15 protein-coding genes are annotated in these 16512 nt (G+C 36.3%); 5 read left to right on the forward strand and 10 right to left on the reverse strand.

Annotation, left to right across the window (positions count from 1 at the left end):
* Positions 1 to 2 precede the first annotated feature (2 nt).
* The 7 genes from priA to AAG068_RS19425 all read right to left on the reverse strand — a co-directional run bounded on the left by priA (position 3) and on the right by AAG068_RS19425 (position 8660).
* A complete protein-coding gene (gene priA, locus AAG068_RS19395) occupies positions 3 to 2408 on the reverse strand; it encodes a primosomal protein N' (protein ID WP_342715510.1) in 2406 nt (801 codons plus the stop codon).
* Positions 2405 to 3610, reverse strand: a complete 1206-nt coding sequence (gene coaBC / locus AAG068_RS19400; RefSeq protein WP_342715511.1) for a bifunctional phosphopantothenoylcysteine decarboxylase/phosphopantothenate--cysteine ligase CoaBC — start codon at positions 3608 to 3610, stop codon at positions 2405 to 2407. Before coaBC ends, priA begins: the two co-directional genes overlap by 4 nt.
* A 173-nt stretch (positions 3611 to 3783) precedes the next feature.
* Positions 3784 to 3996 (reverse strand): DNA-directed RNA polymerase subunit omega, encoded by a 213-nt coding sequence (rpoZ, locus tag AAG068_RS19405; RefSeq protein ID WP_000933969.1) that lies wholly within the window; start codon positions 3994 to 3996, stop codon positions 3784 to 3786.
* Positions 3997 to 3998: 2 nt separating this feature from the next.
* Complete coding sequence (gmk, locus tag AAG068_RS19410) at positions 3999 to 4616, reverse strand: guanylate kinase (RefSeq protein WP_001257738.1); 618 nt, start codon at positions 4614 to 4616, stop codon at positions 3999 to 4001.
* A 13-nt stretch (positions 4617 to 4629) separates the two neighbouring features.
* Complete coding sequence (gene remA / locus AAG068_RS19415) at positions 4630 to 4893, reverse strand: extracellular matrix/biofilm regulator RemA (RefSeq protein ID WP_001251456.1); 264 nt, start codon at positions 4891 to 4893, stop codon at positions 4630 to 4632.
* 67 nt (positions 4894 to 4960) lie between these two features.
* Positions 4961 to 5836 (reverse strand): YicC/YloC family endoribonuclease, encoded by an 876-nt coding sequence (locus tag AAG068_RS19420; RefSeq protein WP_342715513.1) that lies wholly within the window; start codon positions 5834 to 5836, stop codon positions 4961 to 4963.
* A 100-nt stretch (positions 5837 to 5936) separates the two neighbouring features.
* Positions 5937 to 8660 carry a calcium-translocating P-type ATPase, SERCA-type gene (locus AAG068_RS19425; protein WP_342715514.1) on the reverse strand — a complete coding sequence of 908 codons (2724 nt, stop codon included), beginning with the start codon at positions 8658 to 8660 and terminating at the stop codon, positions 5937 to 5939.
* Positions 8661 to 8763: 103 nt separating this feature from the next.
* Between AAG068_RS19425 and AAG068_RS19430 the strand changes: the two genes are divergently transcribed.
* Complete coding sequence (locus AAG068_RS19430; protein WP_342715515.1) at positions 8764 to 10473, forward strand: Rqc2 family fibronectin-binding protein; 1710 nt, start codon at positions 8764 to 8766, stop codon at positions 10471 to 10473.
* A gap of 51 nt (positions 10474 to 10524) precedes the next feature.
* On the opposite strand, the gene AAG068_RS19435 is transcribed toward AAG068_RS19430, so the two are convergent.
* Positions 10525 to 11688 (reverse strand): lysozyme inhibitor LprI family protein, encoded by a 1164-nt coding sequence (locus tag AAG068_RS19435; protein WP_342715516.1) that lies wholly within the window; start codon positions 11686 to 11688, stop codon positions 10525 to 10527.
* A gap of 281 nt (positions 11689 to 11969) precedes the next feature.
* Here AAG068_RS19435 and AAG068_RS19440 point away from each other — a divergent pair, with 281 nt between their 5' ends.
* Complete coding sequence (locus tag AAG068_RS19440; RefSeq protein ID WP_342715517.1) at positions 11970 to 13040, forward strand: M24 family metallopeptidase; 1071 nt, start codon at positions 11970 to 11972, stop codon at positions 13038 to 13040.
* A gap of 40 nt (positions 13041 to 13080) precedes the next feature.
* Here the strand turns inward: AAG068_RS19440 and AAG068_RS19445 are convergent, their stop codons facing one another.
* On the reverse strand, positions 13081 to 13452 hold the full coding sequence (locus AAG068_RS19445) for a YoqO family protein (RefSeq protein WP_342715518.1): 372 nt from the start codon (positions 13450 to 13452) through the stop codon (positions 13081 to 13083).
* Positions 13453 to 13467: 15 nt separating this feature from the next.
* Positions 13468 to 13833, reverse strand: a complete 366-nt coding sequence (locus tag AAG068_RS19450; protein WP_342715519.1) for a YoqO family protein — start codon at positions 13831 to 13833, stop codon at positions 13468 to 13470.
* A 166-nt stretch (positions 13834 to 13999) separates the two neighbouring features.
* Here AAG068_RS19450 and AAG068_RS19455 point away from each other — a divergent pair, with 166 nt between their 5' ends.
* The 3 genes from AAG068_RS19455 (at position 14000) to AAG068_RS19465 (ending at position 16506) form a co-directional block, all read left to right on the forward strand.
* On the forward strand, positions 14000 to 15385 hold the full coding sequence (locus AAG068_RS19455; RefSeq protein ID WP_342715520.1) for a hypothetical protein: 1386 nt from the start codon (positions 14000 to 14002) through the stop codon (positions 15383 to 15385).
* A 166-nt stretch (positions 15386 to 15551) separates the two neighbouring features.
* Positions 15552 to 15806 carry a YbeF family protein gene (locus AAG068_RS19460; protein WP_342715521.1) on the forward strand — a complete coding sequence of 85 codons (255 nt, stop codon included), beginning with the start codon at positions 15552 to 15554 and terminating at the stop codon, positions 15804 to 15806.
* A gap of 22 nt (positions 15807 to 15828) precedes the next feature.
* On the forward strand, positions 15829 to 16506 hold the full coding sequence (locus AAG068_RS19465) for an HAD family hydrolase (RefSeq protein WP_342715522.1): 678 nt from the start codon (positions 15829 to 15831) through the stop codon (positions 16504 to 16506).
* The last annotated feature ends 6 nt before the right edge of the window (positions 16507 to 16512 follow it).

Here is a 16512-nt window from a genome sequence, read left to right on the forward strand (position 1 = left end):
CGCTACATTAACATTGTTGGATTAAAATCAATTGAGATTTGTAGCTCTTTTTGCATTTCTGCTTGATAATGTTCATTTACCATTTTGAGCACGTTCTTTAAGTTTGGTTCCCGTTTGTATTTTATCATGCATTGATAACGATATCTATCTTTTATCCTTGGAATTGCTGAAGCAACTGGTCCTAACACCATTGTTTGCTGCGAGCAGTGCGACCGTAAATGACCGACAATTTTTTCCGTTACTTGTACTGCCTTTAATAATTCCGGGTGAGATACTGTCACAAGTACAACATAGTAATAAGGTGGATATTGTCTCGTTCGTCTCATTTGCATTTCTTGATCAAAAAACACATCATATTGTTGGTTCTTTGCTAACTCTATACTGTAATGTTCTGGCGTATACGTTTGAATTATAACTTCCCCTGGCAATTCATGTCGGCCTGCTCGTCCACTTACTTGCGTCAATAACTGATAAGTCTTTTCACTCGCCCGAAAATCAGGTAAATGAAGCATCGTGTCCGCAGTTAAAACCCCGACAAGCGTTACTTTTGGAAAATCTAATCCCTTCGCAATCATTTGTGTTCCAAGTAATATATCTGCTTTTTCTTCCCCGAATGCCTTTAATAATTTTTCATGCATTCCTTTACGACTTGTCGTATCTACATCCATTCGAATGACTCTTGCCTCTGGAAATAGTTTTGTAATTTCTTCTTCTACCTTTTGTGTACCTGTACCAAAGAAACGAATGTATGTACTTTGACAAGCAGGACAAGCAGTCGGCATATTCTCTTCGTAGCTACAATAATGACATTTTAAACGATGATTCATTTTATGATATGTCAGAGAGATATCACAATGCGGACATTGTACAACATACCCACAATCACGACACATAACAAATGTAGAATGACCTCTTCTATTTAAAAAGAGCACCATTTGTTCTTTCTTTTCTAACCGATCTGCTATTTTTTCATGCAGTGCCTTTGAAAACATGGAGCGATTCCCGTCACGAAGTTCTTCACGCATATCAACAATCTCTACTGTCGGTAAAGCTTGTTCATTCATACGCTTTTCCATCGTCAGTAATTCATACACACCTTTTTTTGCTCTTGCAAACGATTCAAGTGTCGGTGTTGCACTGCCAAGAACGATAGGACATTTATGATATTGTCCCCTCCACACAGCTACATCCCTTGCATGATATCTCGGATTATCTTCTTGCTTATAGCTCGATTCATGTTCCTCATCAATAATAATAATCCCTAAATTTTCAAAAGGAGCAAATACAGCTGAACGTGCACCAACTACAACTTTCACTTCTTTTCTTAAAATCTTACGCCATTCATCATATTTTTCTCCAACAGACAGCGCACTATGAAGAACTGCAACTTGTGAGCCAAATCTACCTTTAAAACGATCTACCATCTGAGGCGTTAGTGCAATTTCAGGAACAAGCACAATAGCTTCTTTTCCTTTCTTGAGCACAGCTGCTATAGATTGTAAATATACTTCTGTTTTTCCGCTCCCTGTAACACCATATAGTAAAAATGGATTGTAAGTTTCATTTGTAATTGATGATAAAATCGGTGTAATAACTTGCTGTTGTTCCTCCGTAAGCGGGAATGGTTTCGTTTGTTCAAAATCATCATCGTCATACGGATTTCGGTACACTTCCACATACTTTTCTGAGAGTAGCCCCTTTTTAACAAGTGCTTTAATCGGAGCATCTGTTATTTGCAACTCCTCTGTTATTACTTTCAACGGTACACTTTTATAATTTTCCACAAAATAATAGAGGACATCTTGTTGTTTTTTGCTTTTCAATTCAAATGCTGCTAATTCTAATTTATCTTCTGGCAACTCCGGTTGTATGACTCTTTGTTTCTTCTTTTGCACTTTATCTTTTACTTGATACACAACTTCAATCGTGCCATGTTTAATTTCTTGTTGAATCGTAAGGTATAGATGTGGCTGCGTCTCAATCGCTTCCCAATCTATCGCTTCTTTATCCTGAAATAAAAACAGTAGTTCAGGTGCTACTTCTTCTTGTTTACGAAGTTGTAGACGCTTTTTATATGTTGCTTTTATCGCCGTTGGAAGCATAACTTGAAAAGCTGAAATCATATAACATAACGTTTCACTGGTAAGCCAATATCCAAGCTTTAATAATTCCTCGTTTAATACCGGTGTTACATCTAATATTTCATGGATTGTTTTTAACTTCTTACTTTCTACTTCAGCCGAATCTTTAATCCCAATAATAAAACCTTGCAATTTTCTCGGGCCAAATGGAACTACTACACGCATACCTGTTTGGACAATATCTTCCCATTTTTTAGGAATAATATAATCAAATGGTCGATCTGTCTGACGTGCAGGTACATCAACAATTACACTTGCAAATTTCATAGACGATCATCTTCTAACATCATTTCAATTTGCTTTAATATTTCACGAGCGACCTCTTTCTTCGTTAAAAGTGGCAACTCTATAATTTCTCCATCTTTTCTATACATTGTTACAATGTTCGTATCTGTACCAAATCCAGCTCCTTGCGCCTTTACATCGTTCGCAACAATCATATTTGCATTTTTCTCACGTAATTTTTTCGTTGCGTATTCCTCTACGTTTGTCGTTTCAGCCGCAAAACCGATAAGTAACTGTTTCTCTTTCATCTCACCTAATGTTTTTAAAATATCTACTGTTCTCTCGAGTTCAATTACAGCATCGCCATTTTTCTTTTTCATTTTATTATCATGAACATATTTCGGGCGATAGTCTGCAACTGCTGCTGTTTTTATGACAACATCTACGTTTTGATAATGTTGAAGAACTGCCTCTAACATATCTTGTGCAGATTCCACTTGCACCGTAGTTACATGTAACGGTGGATTTAGTGCTGTCGGTCCCGAAACGAGTATGACATCAGCACCTAAGTTCGAGGCCACTTCTGCAATCGCATAGCCCATTTTTCCAGAAGAAAAATTGGTCATAAAACGAACTGGATCAATCTTTTCGCGAGTTGGGCCAGCAGTTATTAATATTCTTTTTCCTTGCAATGGTTTTTGTTCTGAAAAAGCCTCTTCTAACCGTGCAATAATCGCTTCAGGTTCTTCTAATCTTCCCTTCGCTACATAACCACACGCTAAAAAGCCTTCTCCAGGCTCAATAAATGTATATCCTAACGTTTTTAACGTCATCATATTTTTTTGAACAATTTTATTTTCATACATATGCACATTCATAGCAGGTGCAATCCACACTGGGGCTGTAGTAGCTAACAAAGTAGTTGTAATCATATCATCCGCAATACCGTTAGCTAACTTTCCAATACAATTGGCTGTAGCAGGTGCAACAAGTACAACATCAGCCCAATCCGCTAAATCGATATGAGCAATAACAGCTGAATCTTTCTCATCGAATGTATCCGTATATACATCATGGCGAGAAAGCGCTTGGAATGTAAGAGGTGTAACAAACTTCATTGCCGACTCACTCATCATTACTTTTACAATAGCACCAGCTTGTGTCAATTTACTCGTTAACGCAGCCGCTTTAAAGACCGCAATGCCTCCTGTTACACATAAAAGTATCTTTTTCCCTTTTAGCATATGGCTCGTCCTCTTTCTTTTTCAAACTTATCCATACTGAAACAAAATTCTTATCTCGTCAGTATCAATACTTCGTCCCTACCGTAAAAAAATAACAACCTACTTGTAAATAGGTTGTTACCGTTACATAGAAAATTATAAAGTCTATGTTCTAAATTGTCGAAGACAAAGTCTTATTCAGTTACTTTATCTTCACTTGGTACATAGCTTAACGCTTCAATATCGATTTCTTCTAATGCTTTACCTACACATTTATGAGAAACCGGTTTTTCTACAACACAGTTATTAGCAAGTTGCATTTCGCGCGCACGTTTTGCAGCCACTGTTACAAGTGTATATTTAGAATCGATTTTTGTTAATAATGAATCAATTGATGGATTTAACATAATTATAGACCCTCCGTCATTTCTTTATAATATTTTGCTACTCTTTCGCGGCGACAATGTTCGCCAACCACAATTGCTTTAATTCTTTCACAAGCTAGTTCAACTTGATCGTTTTCTACAACGTAGTCGTAAGCGTCCATCATATCAATTTCTTCTTTCGCTACCGTTAAACGATTTTCAATAACATCTTCAGTTTCTGTACCACGACCAACAATTCGGTTCTTTAGTTCAGATAGACTTGGAGGTGCTAAGAAAATAAATACACCTTCTGGGAAAGCTTTCTTAACTTGAATTGCTCCTTGCACTTCAATTTCTAAGAATACATCTTTTCCTTCTTGTAATGTTTTTTCAACATAGTCAATCGGTGTTCCGTAATAATTACCTACGAATTCAGCCCACTCAAGTAATTTTTCATTACGAATCATTTCCTCAAATTCTTCTCTCTCTTTAAAGAAATAATCCACACCATCCACTTCACCTTCACGTGGCTTACGTGTCGTTACTGAAATGGAGTACTGAAAACGTGTATCCTCATGACTAAACAGCTCTTTTCGAACCGTTCCTTTACCAACCCCAGAAGGTCCTGAAAGAACGATGAGCAATCCTCTTCTACTTCTCATAAATATGTAAAACCTACCCTTCCTCACTTAAATCTTCTTTATTATTCAAACGATGTGCAATCGTCTCTGGCTGAATTGGACTTAATACAACATGCCCATCATCCATAACAATAACCGCCCTTGTTTTTCTCCCATACGTAGCATCAAGCAAAGCATTATGTTCGCGTGCTTCCTGTACTGTTCGTTTAATAGGAGCTGACTCCGGACTTACAATAGCAATAATTCGATGAGCAGATACAATATTTCCGTATCCAATATTTAAAAACCGCATGGCCATAGTTTGCGCCTCCTAGTAAGTCTATCCGATTTCTCCACCACGTATAACTTTATATATTTTTTGAAAGCTACTCAATATTTTGTACTTGTTCACGAATTTTTTCAAGGTTATTTTTCATTTCTACAACATATTTTGAAATTGTTAAGTCATTCGCCTTAGAACCAATCGTATTAATTTCTCTATGCATCTCTTGCACGATGAAATCCATTTTCCTTCCAACAGGCTCTTCAATCTGCAGTGTTTCACGAAATTGCTCTAAATGACTTTGCAAACGAACTAACTCTTCGTGAATATCACAACGCTCAGCAAAGATTGCAACTTCTGTTAGCAATCTTTGTTCATCTAGATCTTGATTATGTAATTCTTTTAAGCGATTTTCTAATCGTTCACGATATTTTTGCGTAACAATTGGTGCATACGGAATAATTGCATCTACACAATTGTGAATCTCTTGTAAACGATACGCTATATCTTTATGTAATCGTTCTCCTTCGCCATCTCTCATCGTTTTTAACATATGAGCAGCTTGGCGAACCGCCTCATATAAACTGTTCTCAAATTGTTCATTTACATTTTCTACTTCTTCAATCGCTGTTACTTCTGGCATTGCCATTAATTGCTGAAGCGTAATAGAATCTTGTAATTGAAATTTTCCTTTTATATCTTCCATAATCGATTGGTACTGCTCAAGAAGCGACCAATTCACACTTAATTTTCTTTCAACAAGCCCTTCACCCGTTATACTAATAGACACTTCAATACGTCCACGTCGAACTTGTTCTGCAATTATTTTACGAATTTTGTCTTCGAATACCATCATTTGCTTCGGAAGTCGAATACTCATCTCTAGAAAACGGTGGTTTACCGATTTCATTTCTACTGTAATTTGAAAAGTATCATTTTCTACTTTCGACCTTCCAAATCCTGTCATACTACAAATCATTTTTTATCACATCCAAGCCATGAAATAACTCAATGAAAAAGGTAATAGAGACAAGGCTCTACTACCTTCTATAAATTATATCACATTTTCATATCATTGACTATTTCAAGTTTAATCCCTTCTTATATAATATCGGCTTTTCCTTCTTCCCCTTTTTCCCTGTTAATAAAGAACCTACTAGTAAGAAGGTCGGAATTGATGATAAACCTCCGATTAACAACCAATCTCTTGCTTGTATTGGCATCGTGCTAAAAATCGGTTGTAACGGTGGATAATATATAACCACTAGCATGAGTAGTAATGAGATGATAACCGCTCCTACTAAATACACATTTCCAAACGGATTGCGGTGGAAAACAGAATGCTCACTTCGGCAATCAAATACATGAATAAGCTGAGCAAGTACCAACGTTGCAAACGCTACAGTTTGTGCATATTTCAGTTCATTTGGATGCTGATTAAATGCTACTATAAACGCTACTAACGTCACTGCCCCAATTAGAAAGCCACGACTTATAATTTTCCAGGCAAGCCCCCTAGCAAATACCCCTTCTTTCGGATGACGCGGCGTTCTCTTCATCACGTCTCCTTCAGCTTTATCCAAACCTAATGCCATCGCCGGTAAGCCGTCAGTAACTAAGTTCACCCATAAAATTTGAATTGGAACCATCGGCAGCGGTAATGCAAGTAACATTGCGAATAACATGACCAAAATTTCTCCAACGTTCGATGCTAATAAATAACGAATAAACTTACGTATGTTCTCGTATATATTTCTCCCTTCTTTAATTGCTGATTTTATCGTAGCGAAATTATCGTCCAGCAATACGAGAGAAGAAGCTTCTTTCGCAACGTCCGTACCTGTAATTCCCATCGCTATCCCAATATCCGCTGTTTTTATAGCAGGTGCATCGTTTACTCCATCACCTGTCATTGCTACTATATGTCCTTTATTTTGCAACGCCTTAACAATTTTCAATTTATGTTCCGGTGATACACGAGCAAATACATACGTGTCTTCTACGACATTTTCTAACTCTTCTACATCCATACTTGCGAGTTCTACCCCTTCAACAACGCGTCCACCTGGTGGTAAAATGCTTAATTGTTCCGCAATCGCCATTGCAGTTACTTTATGATCCCCTGTAATCATAACTGTTCGAATACCAGCTTCTCTGCACTCTTTTACAGCCTGCTCTACCTCTGGTCTTGGCGGATCAATCATTCCTTGTATCCCGACTAACATAAAATCTTTTTCAACGTCTCTTTCATGTTCAATTGAGTCTGTTACTTTTAAAGGCTTAAAAGCGACTGCAATTGTTCGAAGTGCTTGACTACCTAAGCTATGAATAGCCGCCTGTACTTCTTTTCTATACAACTCACTTAATGGTTGCTGCTTATCCCCCCATAAAATTGTTTGACTCATTTGCAGAAGGACATCTGGTGCTCCCTTTGTAACGACAAACTTTTTCCCTTCTCGATCTCGTACAATAACACTCATCATTTTTCGAGTGGAATCAAACGGAAATTCGCGGATAATTTCAAATTTCCCTTTCAGTGCCTCACGTGTTATCCCCGCTTTCATTGCTGCAGCTACAAGCGCTCCCTCAGTTGGATCTCCGTCCAATACATATGTCTTTTTCTTTTGAATTATATTTGCGTTATTACATAGTGAACCAAATGTGAGTAATTGATAAAGTGATTTCGTCTTATCTGGATTAATTTCTTTTTCACCTTTCATAAAAGAGCCATTCGGTTCATATCCTTGCCCTGTCACTTTCCACAACTCTCCACCTGACCACATATGTGTTACCATCATTTTGTTTTGCGTCATCGTTCCTGTTTTATCAGAGCATATAACGGAAGCACAACCTAACGTTTCTACCGCCGGTAACTTCCTTACAATTGCTCTCTTTTTTATCATACGCTGTACACCAAGCGATAAAGCGACTGTAACAATTGCTGGTAATCCTTCTGGAATAGCAGCAACGGCTAGTGACACGCCAGCTAAAAACATATGATACACTTCATTCCCTTGATACACACCGGCTAATACGACAAGCGCTGTCAAAACAAGAGCCACAATAATTAATATTTTTCCGAGTTGCTCTAATCTTCTTTGCAGTGGTGTTTCCATTTGCTCTGCATTTTGTAACATATTTGCAATTTGGCCCATTGCTGTATTCATACCAGTTGCAACAACGACCCCTGTTCCAGATCCTCGCGTAATCATCGTACCCATAAAAGCCATATTTTTTTGATCACCAATTGAAACATCTTGCCCTTGCAATGCTTCTACTTTCTTCTGCACTGGTACTGACTCTCCTGTCAAAGCTGATTCTTCGATATATAAACTCGATGCCTCAACAAGACGTACATCGGCCCCGATACGATCGCCACTAGAAAATTTAATAACATCACCTAAAACGAGTGCTTTGGACGGTGCCTTTACCCACTTTCCATTCCGCAGTACAGTAACTTGCGGGGCGGCTAGCTCTTTTAAAGCTTCCAATGACTTTTCAGCCTTTCTTTCTTGGAAAAAGCCGAGAATACCGTTGATAATAACAATCGCAACAATCGCAATAGAATCAATGTATTCCCCTAAAAAAGCCGAAACGATTGTTGCACCAAACAAAACAAGTACCATAAAATCTTTAAATTGTGCTAAAAATACCATGAGTGCAGAAGGCCTCTTTGCTTCATCTAGTTCATTTGTACCAAATTTCTTTATTCGCCCTTCTGCTTCTTTCTCTGTAAGCCCAATCTTCACATTCGTATTCGTTCTTTCTTCCACTTCATGTGCACGCATTCCATACCAGTTCATCCTGCTATCGACCTCCTGATTCCAGACATACTCTATTGAAAGCTTATTCAGCCTCGTCCAAAAAAATGCTATAATTAACTTTTAGTTAGAAAGGAGTGTTTTTATGGCATTCGATGGATTATTTACAAGAGCAATTACACATGAAATTGCAAATTCTCTTTACACGGGGAGAATTTCCAAAATATATCAACCTTCAAAATATGAGATTTTATTACATATTCGAGCAAACGGAAAAAATCAAAAACTGATTCTTTCCGCTCATCCGACATATGCACGTTTACACTTAACAAATCAAAATTACGATTCACCTGCACTTCCGCCAATGTTTTGTATGCTTCTTCGTAAGCATTTAGAAGGTGGATTCATTGAAAAAATTGAACAAATTGATTTAGAGCGCATTATTCAAATTACTGTGCGAAGCAGAAATGAAATTGGTGATGAATCGCTAAAAACATTAGTAATTGAAATAATGGGACGACATAGTAACATCATTTTAGTAGACACAAAAACAAATAATATTTTAGATAGCTTAAAACACGTTTCTTTATCCGTAAACCGACATCGAACTGTATACGCTGGAGCTGAATATGTTGCGCCACCAGCACAACATAAAATTAATCCACTTCAGATTGAAACAAATGAGGAATTTATTAGACCGCTAGACTTTTTATCTGGAAACATGGATAAACAGCTTGTCGGCACCTTTACGGGAATATCGCCGTTATTCGCAAAAGAAGTAGTAAAAAAAGCTGGTATGGTAAATGAAAAAGCATTAGCGGACGCATTTTTCTCCATGCAAAAACCATTATTAACTCATACATATTCACCAACGATGACTACTTCAAATGGAAAAGAATTTTTCTACCTTTTCCCTCTTGCACATTTGCAAGGGGAAAACAAGACGTTCTCATCTGTTAGTGAATTGCTAGACCGTTTCTTTTTCGGAAAAGCAGAGCGCGACCGTGTAAAACAGCAAGCCCATGATTTAGAGCGCTTTATGCAAAACGAAAAAAATAAAAATGAGAAAAAACTCATTAAACTACAAAAAACATTACAAGATGCTGGAAAAGCAGATAAATATCAACTATTTGGAGAACTACTTACAGCTAACATGTACGCTTTGAAAAAAGGTGATAAAGATATTGAGGTCGTTAACTATTATGATGAAAATGGCGGAACTGTAAAGATCACATTAGATCCTTTAAAAACGCCATCTGAAAATGCGCAACGCTATTTCCAAAAGTATCAAAAAGCGAAAAATTCAGTTGTTGTTGTTGAAGAACAAATCGAAAAAACAAATGAAGAAATTCTTTATTTTGATAGCTTACTTCAACAAATGGAAGCTGCTTCTTCAAAAGATATTGAAGAAATTCGAGAGGAATTAGCTGAAGAAGGTTATATGCGCAATCGTAAAACGAAAAACGCAAAGAAAAAGCCTACTAAACCAGTATTAGATAAATATGTAGCAAGTGATGGCACAGAGATTTTCGTTGGTAAAAACAATAAACAAAATGATTATTTAACAACGAAATTTGCCCGCCGTGATGAAATTTGGTTACATACGAAAGACATACCTGGTTCTCACGTTGTCATTCGTTCTTTAGAGCCTGCTGAAGAAACTTTACTAGAAGCTGCCAAAATTGCTGCCTATTACAGTAAAGCAAAAGAGTCTAGCTCCGTACCTGTTGATTTCACCAAAATACGCCATGTCAAAAAACCGAGTGGCGCAAAACTTGGTTTTGTTACGTACGACAATCAGCAAACAGTTTATGTAACACCAGATGCTGATACTGTAATGAAATTAAAAGCGTAAATATAAAAAATGCGTTGCTTGTAAGCAACGCATTTTTTATATTCGTTCATACTAGTTCATATACCCATTCACTAATTCATAACATCTTTCTTTTGTCATCTTGTATTTCTCTTCCGAAGCTTCTATACGCCTCATCGTTCCGTTATTTGTATCCGTACCAATTGCTTTAACTTTATTTTCTTTTTCTTTAACCCACGCAATTTGTTTCGTTTTTAACGACTGGAACGCATCAGCTGACATCGTACTTTTTAATGTACTGTAAATTTCATTTAGTTTATTATCCCACAGTTCATAATTTCCTTCTATTTCACTTACTATGTCATTATCTGACGCAACATTTGCATGTGTTTCTTGATTTTCTAGAGCAGCTAATTCATTTAAAACCTTAGCTTTACCTACTGCTGACGAAGTTTCTTTTTTTGAACTCGTATACGTACTAGAATCATTCCCCTTAACTGTTTTTTGCTCTTGAATATAATCTTTCTTCGTTATCTTTTCTTCCTCTTCATCATCTACATTGTGTGTAATAACTGAGGTTTGGGCGTCGACAGCAACTACTCCGTTACTTTCTTTAAAAATATATTTCTTATTTCCACTATTCTCTTCTCTAACGAAAGAGACATTCTTGAACCCTTGTACTCTAAGAAGTTCTTTAGCTTCTTCTTTAGTTAACTTTAAATCTACTGTCGTATTTGATGACCATCTATCCATTAACCATTTTCCATCGGTATACACTAAAACAAATTCCCATATCTCCGCTTCATTCCCCATATCATTTGCAAGAGTAAGCGTCTCAATCTTTAAAACATCTTTTTTCTGTGAATAAGTTGTCCTCACGTCCGGCTCAATATGAATCGGAAATGGTAACATATCAGTTTCCCTTGACCTATTAAATGTATCAAGCGATCCTGGAAGCTCCCTGTCCACAAACTTATCTGTAACTAATCCCTTAACGCCTTTTTTAGCGGTACCTAAATCTCCAGGATTATTTCGACTCCATCCATTTTCTTTTTCCATCTCACTAAATACATTTGCTATTGCATCTACACTCTTTCTTACAATCTTTTTCGCTTCTTTTTCTGTCACTTCTGGCGCTTCATCAAGGTGTTCAATCGTTTCATTTGCTTGAACTTTGATTTCACTTTTTTCACACCCTGTTACAACTAGCATACTAGCAGCGAAGCAAAATGAAATGGCTTTACTTAATTTCTTCATATACTCACATTCCTTATTCCTATTTATTCGTTACGTACCTTTATCTACAAGAAAACATAACGACCCCTTATTATACCAATTATCACCATTCGCTTATAAAAAAATATAATATTAAAATTAAAAGATTACAATCCGCAAGTTTAAATTACTGTATAAATTTCTGACATCCTCATTTTATATTTTTCTAGTTTTTTTGACACAAAACTCCCTCTTCTCTTTTATTGTCAATAAGTATACTGGCACAATTTTTGCTTTATTAAATATAAAAAGGAGGCATTAAAATGAATATAAGAATAACTAATATCCAAAAACAACTACATAAGTACGGGATTGACGGGTTACTTATTACAAAAAAAGAAAATCGCCAATACGCAACTGGCTTCACAGGTAGCGCTGGCGTCGTCTTACTCTCTGCGGATAAGGCTGTTTTTATAACTGATTTTCGCTATGTAGATCAAGCGAAATCACAAATAAAAGAGGCTGAAATTATTATGCATCAAGGAAATTTGGAAAAAGAAATTGCAAATCAAGTATCGAAATTAAACATTCAAAAACTCGGAATTGAAGAAAACAACATGACATTGCAACAATATAAAAACTTACAAAAATATATACATGTAGAAATGGTTCAAGTGTGCGAAATCATCGAAAATATTCGTATTATTAAAGACACGCCCGAAATAGAAATAATGAAAATCGCAGCTAATATCGCTGACGAGGCATTTCAACACATTATTACATTTTTAAAACCGGGAATAAGCGAAAATGATGTACGAGATGAGTTAGAATTTTTCATGCGAAAAAAAGGGGCTACATCCTCATCATTTCAAATTATTGTAGCCTCTGGTGTTCGTTCTTCTCTTCCACATGGAGTTGCATCAAATAAAATAATCGAACGAGGTGACATCGTTACATTAGATTTCGGTGCACTTTATGACGGATATTGTTCCGATATAACACGTACTGTAGCAATCGGGGAACCATCAGAAGAATTCAAAAAGATCTACAATATTGTACTTGAAGCGTTAAAACGTGGGATTGAAGCAATTAGCCCTGGAGAAACTGCGAAACGTATCGATGATATAACGAGAAACTACATTACTGAGCATGGATACGGTCAATATTTTGGACATTCTACTGGTCATGGTCTTGGATTAGAAATTCATGAACCACTTCGCCTATCCCAAGAAAGTAAAGCTACTTTAGAAGAAGGTATGGTCGTTACAGTTGAACCAGGTATTTACATACCAAACTGGGGCGGTTGTAGAATTGAAGATGATATTGTCATTACAAAAGACGGATATGAAGTGATTACGAAATCAAATCGAGAACTAATTGTTATTCCTTGTTGAAATCATAGAAAAAAATGCCACCGAATAAGGTGGCATTTTTTTATTCATTAGCGAATAGCTTTTCATTTACTTTTTTGGCGACTACCGCTACCGATATTAAAATACATATTAAATATAGCAATTTCGCAATAAATAACCACCCTTGAAACATTACAATTCCGTCTATGATCTCATTTCCTTTCAATAACAAAAATGGAATTGCGCTAATGATAATGACAAACTCTATGCTGAAAACAAATTTCTTTTTTCGGCTATATGCTTTCCATTCACCCCAGCGATACATAGGTGCAAAAATCAATACTCCTATACATAATATAATCGGCGGTATCCATTCACTTTTAAGAAATTGTCCTAAAATAACTGATAATAGTAAACAAACGAGCACACCATAATATCCTATTTTCTCTCTCATTCATACTCCCCCATTCTACTTTCCCTTTAATATGTAACTTGTTATCCTTATAACAATTCTTAGAAAAACAACAACTACAATGACAATATAAAGCCCCTTCGCAGAAGACATCCACTCTTGAAAAATAGACATTTTCTCCATTTGCTTCTGCCCTTCTATTAAAATAAACCCTACGAAAAATGAGCAAACAACAATACTACCTATCATAATTCCGATACTTTTCTTACTATATTGTTTCATATCTTCCCAGTTATATAAAAGTATAAATACAAACCCGAAAACAGGTATAATACTGATCCATTCATTGTTTGTAATCAGGTTTAAAATGATTAATAGACTACAAGATATAACGAATCCCCAAAATCCAATTTTTTTGCGCATAAGCCCTCCTTAAATTCCAATTTTAGGATTAATTGTATTGTAACATCCATTTACTATTCTTACCATTACAGTACATGAAATTTCATTTTTTTCTTTTTCCTATACTCACATACTTTCACTGCTTTCATACAATAAACTACACGAATGCCTAAAGGATGTGACTGTTATGGGAGTTGAATTAACGCTGTTGCATGCTCTCTATATTCTTTGTTTACTCACCATTATTACCTTTTTTATTCTCCGTAAAGATACGACGATTATTTGTATCATTTTTATCTTTTTATTAGCATTAACTGCTACAAGTTCTATCCCTCTTGCCGTTAGCGGTATTTTTCAAAGTTTCATTTACGCTATTACTGAGCTATTACCAACTATATTAATCATCTCCATTATCGTATCAATGAGCAATCTACTCGTTCATACTGGTATAAATGACACGATGATTTCACCGTTTACAAAAATGATTCGTACCCCTACCCTCGCCTATTGGATTATCGGCCTTTTAATGATGACAATTTCTTTCTTCTTTTGGCCTTCTCCAGCTGTCGCTTTAATGGGAGCTATTTTATTACCCGTCGCTGTACGCGTCGGCCTTCCTCCAATTGGAGTTGCCATTGCTATGAATTTATTCGGACACGGCATCGCCTTATCTGGTGACTTCGTTATTCAAGGTGCACCAAAATTAACTGCAGACGCTGCTGGCCTTCCTGTTTCCAGCGTTGTTTCTGCCAGTGTTCCTCTCGTAATTGTTATGGGCATTGTAACAACTTCCGTCGCATTTTTCTTCTTACGAAAAGAATTTCATACAGGCTTATCCATACAAGAATCTATTTCATCAACTGTGGCTTCTAAAACGCTCACTTCATTATCTCCTCGGACAAAAAAATGGCTTGCTATTTGCATCCCGATCGTATATGTCATCGATATTCTTTGCATGATTCAATTTAAACTACAAGGAAGCGATGCAACTGCACTGATCGGCGGGACGACTGTTATTATGATTATCATCATTTCCCTCATCGCCTACAAAGGTAATGGACTAAATAAAACGACCGATTATTTTATAGAAGGGCTCCAATTTGGCTTTAAAATCTTTGGCCCAGTTATCCCAATTGCTGCACTCTTTTATTTAGGAGATAGCGGTTTTGTAAAAATTATCGGGGACTATTTACCGAAAGGTTCACATGGAATCATTAACGACTTAGGAATCGCTTTGTCTCAAACAGTTCCTTTAAATCAATATGTATCAGCGGGAACATTAACTATCGTTGGTGTCATAACAGGATTAGATGGATCTGGCTTTTCCGGTATATCACTTGCTGGTTCAATTGCCAATCTTTTCGGAACAGCACTTGGGCATGGAACAGCTACATTAACAGCACTCGGGCAAATTGCTGCGATCTGGACCGGGGGCGGGACGTTAATTCCTTGGGCACTTATTCCTGCCGCTGCCATTTGTAAAGTGGATCCATTTGAACTTGCACGCCGAAACTTTTTACCAGTTGTAATTGGTTTAATTGTCACCACAATCGTTGCAATGTTTATTCTATAATGTAAGCAAGTTTTCTCTTGCTTACGTTTTTTATTGTGAGATCCAGCATTTATTACTGACTTTCCAAAGGGATTATGTACATGTTAGCGAAGTTATATTAAGAGAGTATTTATTTTAAAACGTTTACGAGAAACAGATTACTTCCATTAGAAAAGGAGACATAACTATGAATGAATTGATTTTCGTCTTATTAATTTGTCCATTACTTATCTTTATCGTTTCTGTTATTGGAACGCGCAAGACGAAAACGTATTACGTAATGCCGATTGTAACGTTTGCTAGTTTTTTAATAATAGGTGTTATCGCCTTCACTCCAAAATTCTTCTTTTGGGTTGGCATGTACAGCATCTTCTCATTTATTGTTTCTTATATGACGCTATTGTTTGTGAGAGGATATGAGGTTGCAGAAAACACTAAATAGTTGTTAGCAAGGAGATTGTCATATGATTTTCTTTGATATTGATGGAACTTTACTTGATTATGAGACTGCTGAAAGAAATGGTATTATAGATTTTTTTCAAATATATAATACTATTTTTTCGGGCAATGAATCAGAGGCCACAAAAGTCTGGCATGAATTATCAGAAGAATATTTCAACAAATTTTTATCCAAAGAATTATCTTTTCAAAAACAACAAAGAATGCGAATGTACCATTTATTTAAAACATATGGAGTAAACTTATCACCCGAGGAATCTCAGCATAAATTCAATCAATATATAGAACTATATAAGAACAACTGGGCAGCATTTGAAGATGTACACTATACATTGCAGACTTTACAGCAAGAAGGGCACTCATTAGGTATCATTAGCAACGGTGAATATGAGCAACAAGTCGAAAAGTTAACTGCTCTAAACATTCTACAATATTTCAAATACATATTTACTTCTAGTGAAATTGGTATATCAAAACCAGATTCTCAAATTTTTCAACGAACTGTATTACAATCAAATCTTGAAATGAAAGATTGCTATTATATTGGTGATCGATTAGAGACTGATGCGATAAGTAGTACAGCAGCTGGGATGCAAGGGATATGGTTAAATCGGGATAAATCGCAACTCAAGTACGATATTCCTACTATATGTTCTTTACATGAAGTTTTAACAGTGCTATAAAAAAAG

Origin of the sequence: Bacillus paramycoides, assembly GCF_038971285.1 — a bacterium.
Lineage (GTDB): Bacteria > Bacillota > Bacilli > Bacillales > Bacillaceae_G > Bacillus_A.

Excerpts from the sequence above, each read along its gene's own strand:
- AAG068_RS19430 (WP_342715515.1), top strand. The coding sequence starts at position 8,764 with ATGGCATTCGATGGATTATTTACAAGAGCAATTACACATGAAATTGCA.
- AAG068_RS19460 (WP_342715521.1), top strand. The coding sequence starts at position 15,552 with ATGAATGAATTGATTTTCGTCTTATTAATTTGTCCATTACTTATCTTT.
- remA (WP_001251456.1), bottom strand. The coding sequence starts at position 4,893 with ATGGCCATGCGGTTTTTAAATATTGGATACGGAAATATTGTATCTGCT.
- AAG068_RS19425 (WP_342715514.1), bottom strand. The coding sequence starts at position 8,660 with ATGAACTGGTATGGAATGCGTGCACATGAAGTGGAAGAAAGAACGAAT.
- AAG068_RS19465 (WP_342715522.1), top strand. The coding sequence starts at position 15,829 with ATGATTTTCTTTGATATTGATGGAACTTTACTTGATTATGAGACTGCT.
- AAG068_RS19455 (WP_342715520.1), top strand. The coding sequence starts at position 14,000 with ATGGGAGTTGAATTAACGCTGTTGCATGCTCTCTATATTCTTTGTTTA.
- AAG068_RS19440 (WP_342715517.1), top strand. The coding sequence starts at position 11,970 with ATGAATATAAGAATAACTAATATCCAAAAACAACTACATAAGTACGGG.
- coaBC (WP_342715511.1), bottom strand. The coding sequence starts at position 3,610 with ATGCTAAAAGGGAAAAAGATACTTTTATGTGTAACAGGAGGCATTGCG.
- AAG068_RS19450 (WP_342715519.1), bottom strand. The coding sequence starts at position 13,833 with ATGCGCAAAAAAATTGGATTTTGGGGATTCGTTATATCTTGTAGTCTA.
- priA (WP_342715510.1), bottom strand. The coding sequence starts at position 2,408 with ATGAAATTTGCAAGTGTAATTGTTGATGTACCTGCACGTCAGACAGAT.
- AAG068_RS19420 (WP_342715513.1), bottom strand. The coding sequence starts at position 5,836 with ATGATTTGTAGTATGACAGGATTTGGAAGGTCGAAAGTAGAAAATGAT.
- AAG068_RS19445 (WP_342715518.1), bottom strand. The coding sequence starts at position 13,452 with ATGAGAGAGAAAATAGGATATTATGGTGTGCTCGTTTGTTTACTATTA.
- gmk (WP_001257738.1), bottom strand. The coding sequence starts at position 4,616 with ATGAGAAGTAGAAGAGGATTGCTCATCGTTCTTTCAGGACCTTCTGGG.
- AAG068_RS19435 (WP_342715516.1), bottom strand. The coding sequence starts at position 11,688 with ATGAAGAAATTAAGTAAAGCCATTTCATTTTGCTTCGCTGCTAGTATG.
- rpoZ (WP_000933969.1), bottom strand. The coding sequence starts at position 3,996 with ATGTTAAATCCATCAATTGATTCATTATTAACAAAAATCGATTCTAAA.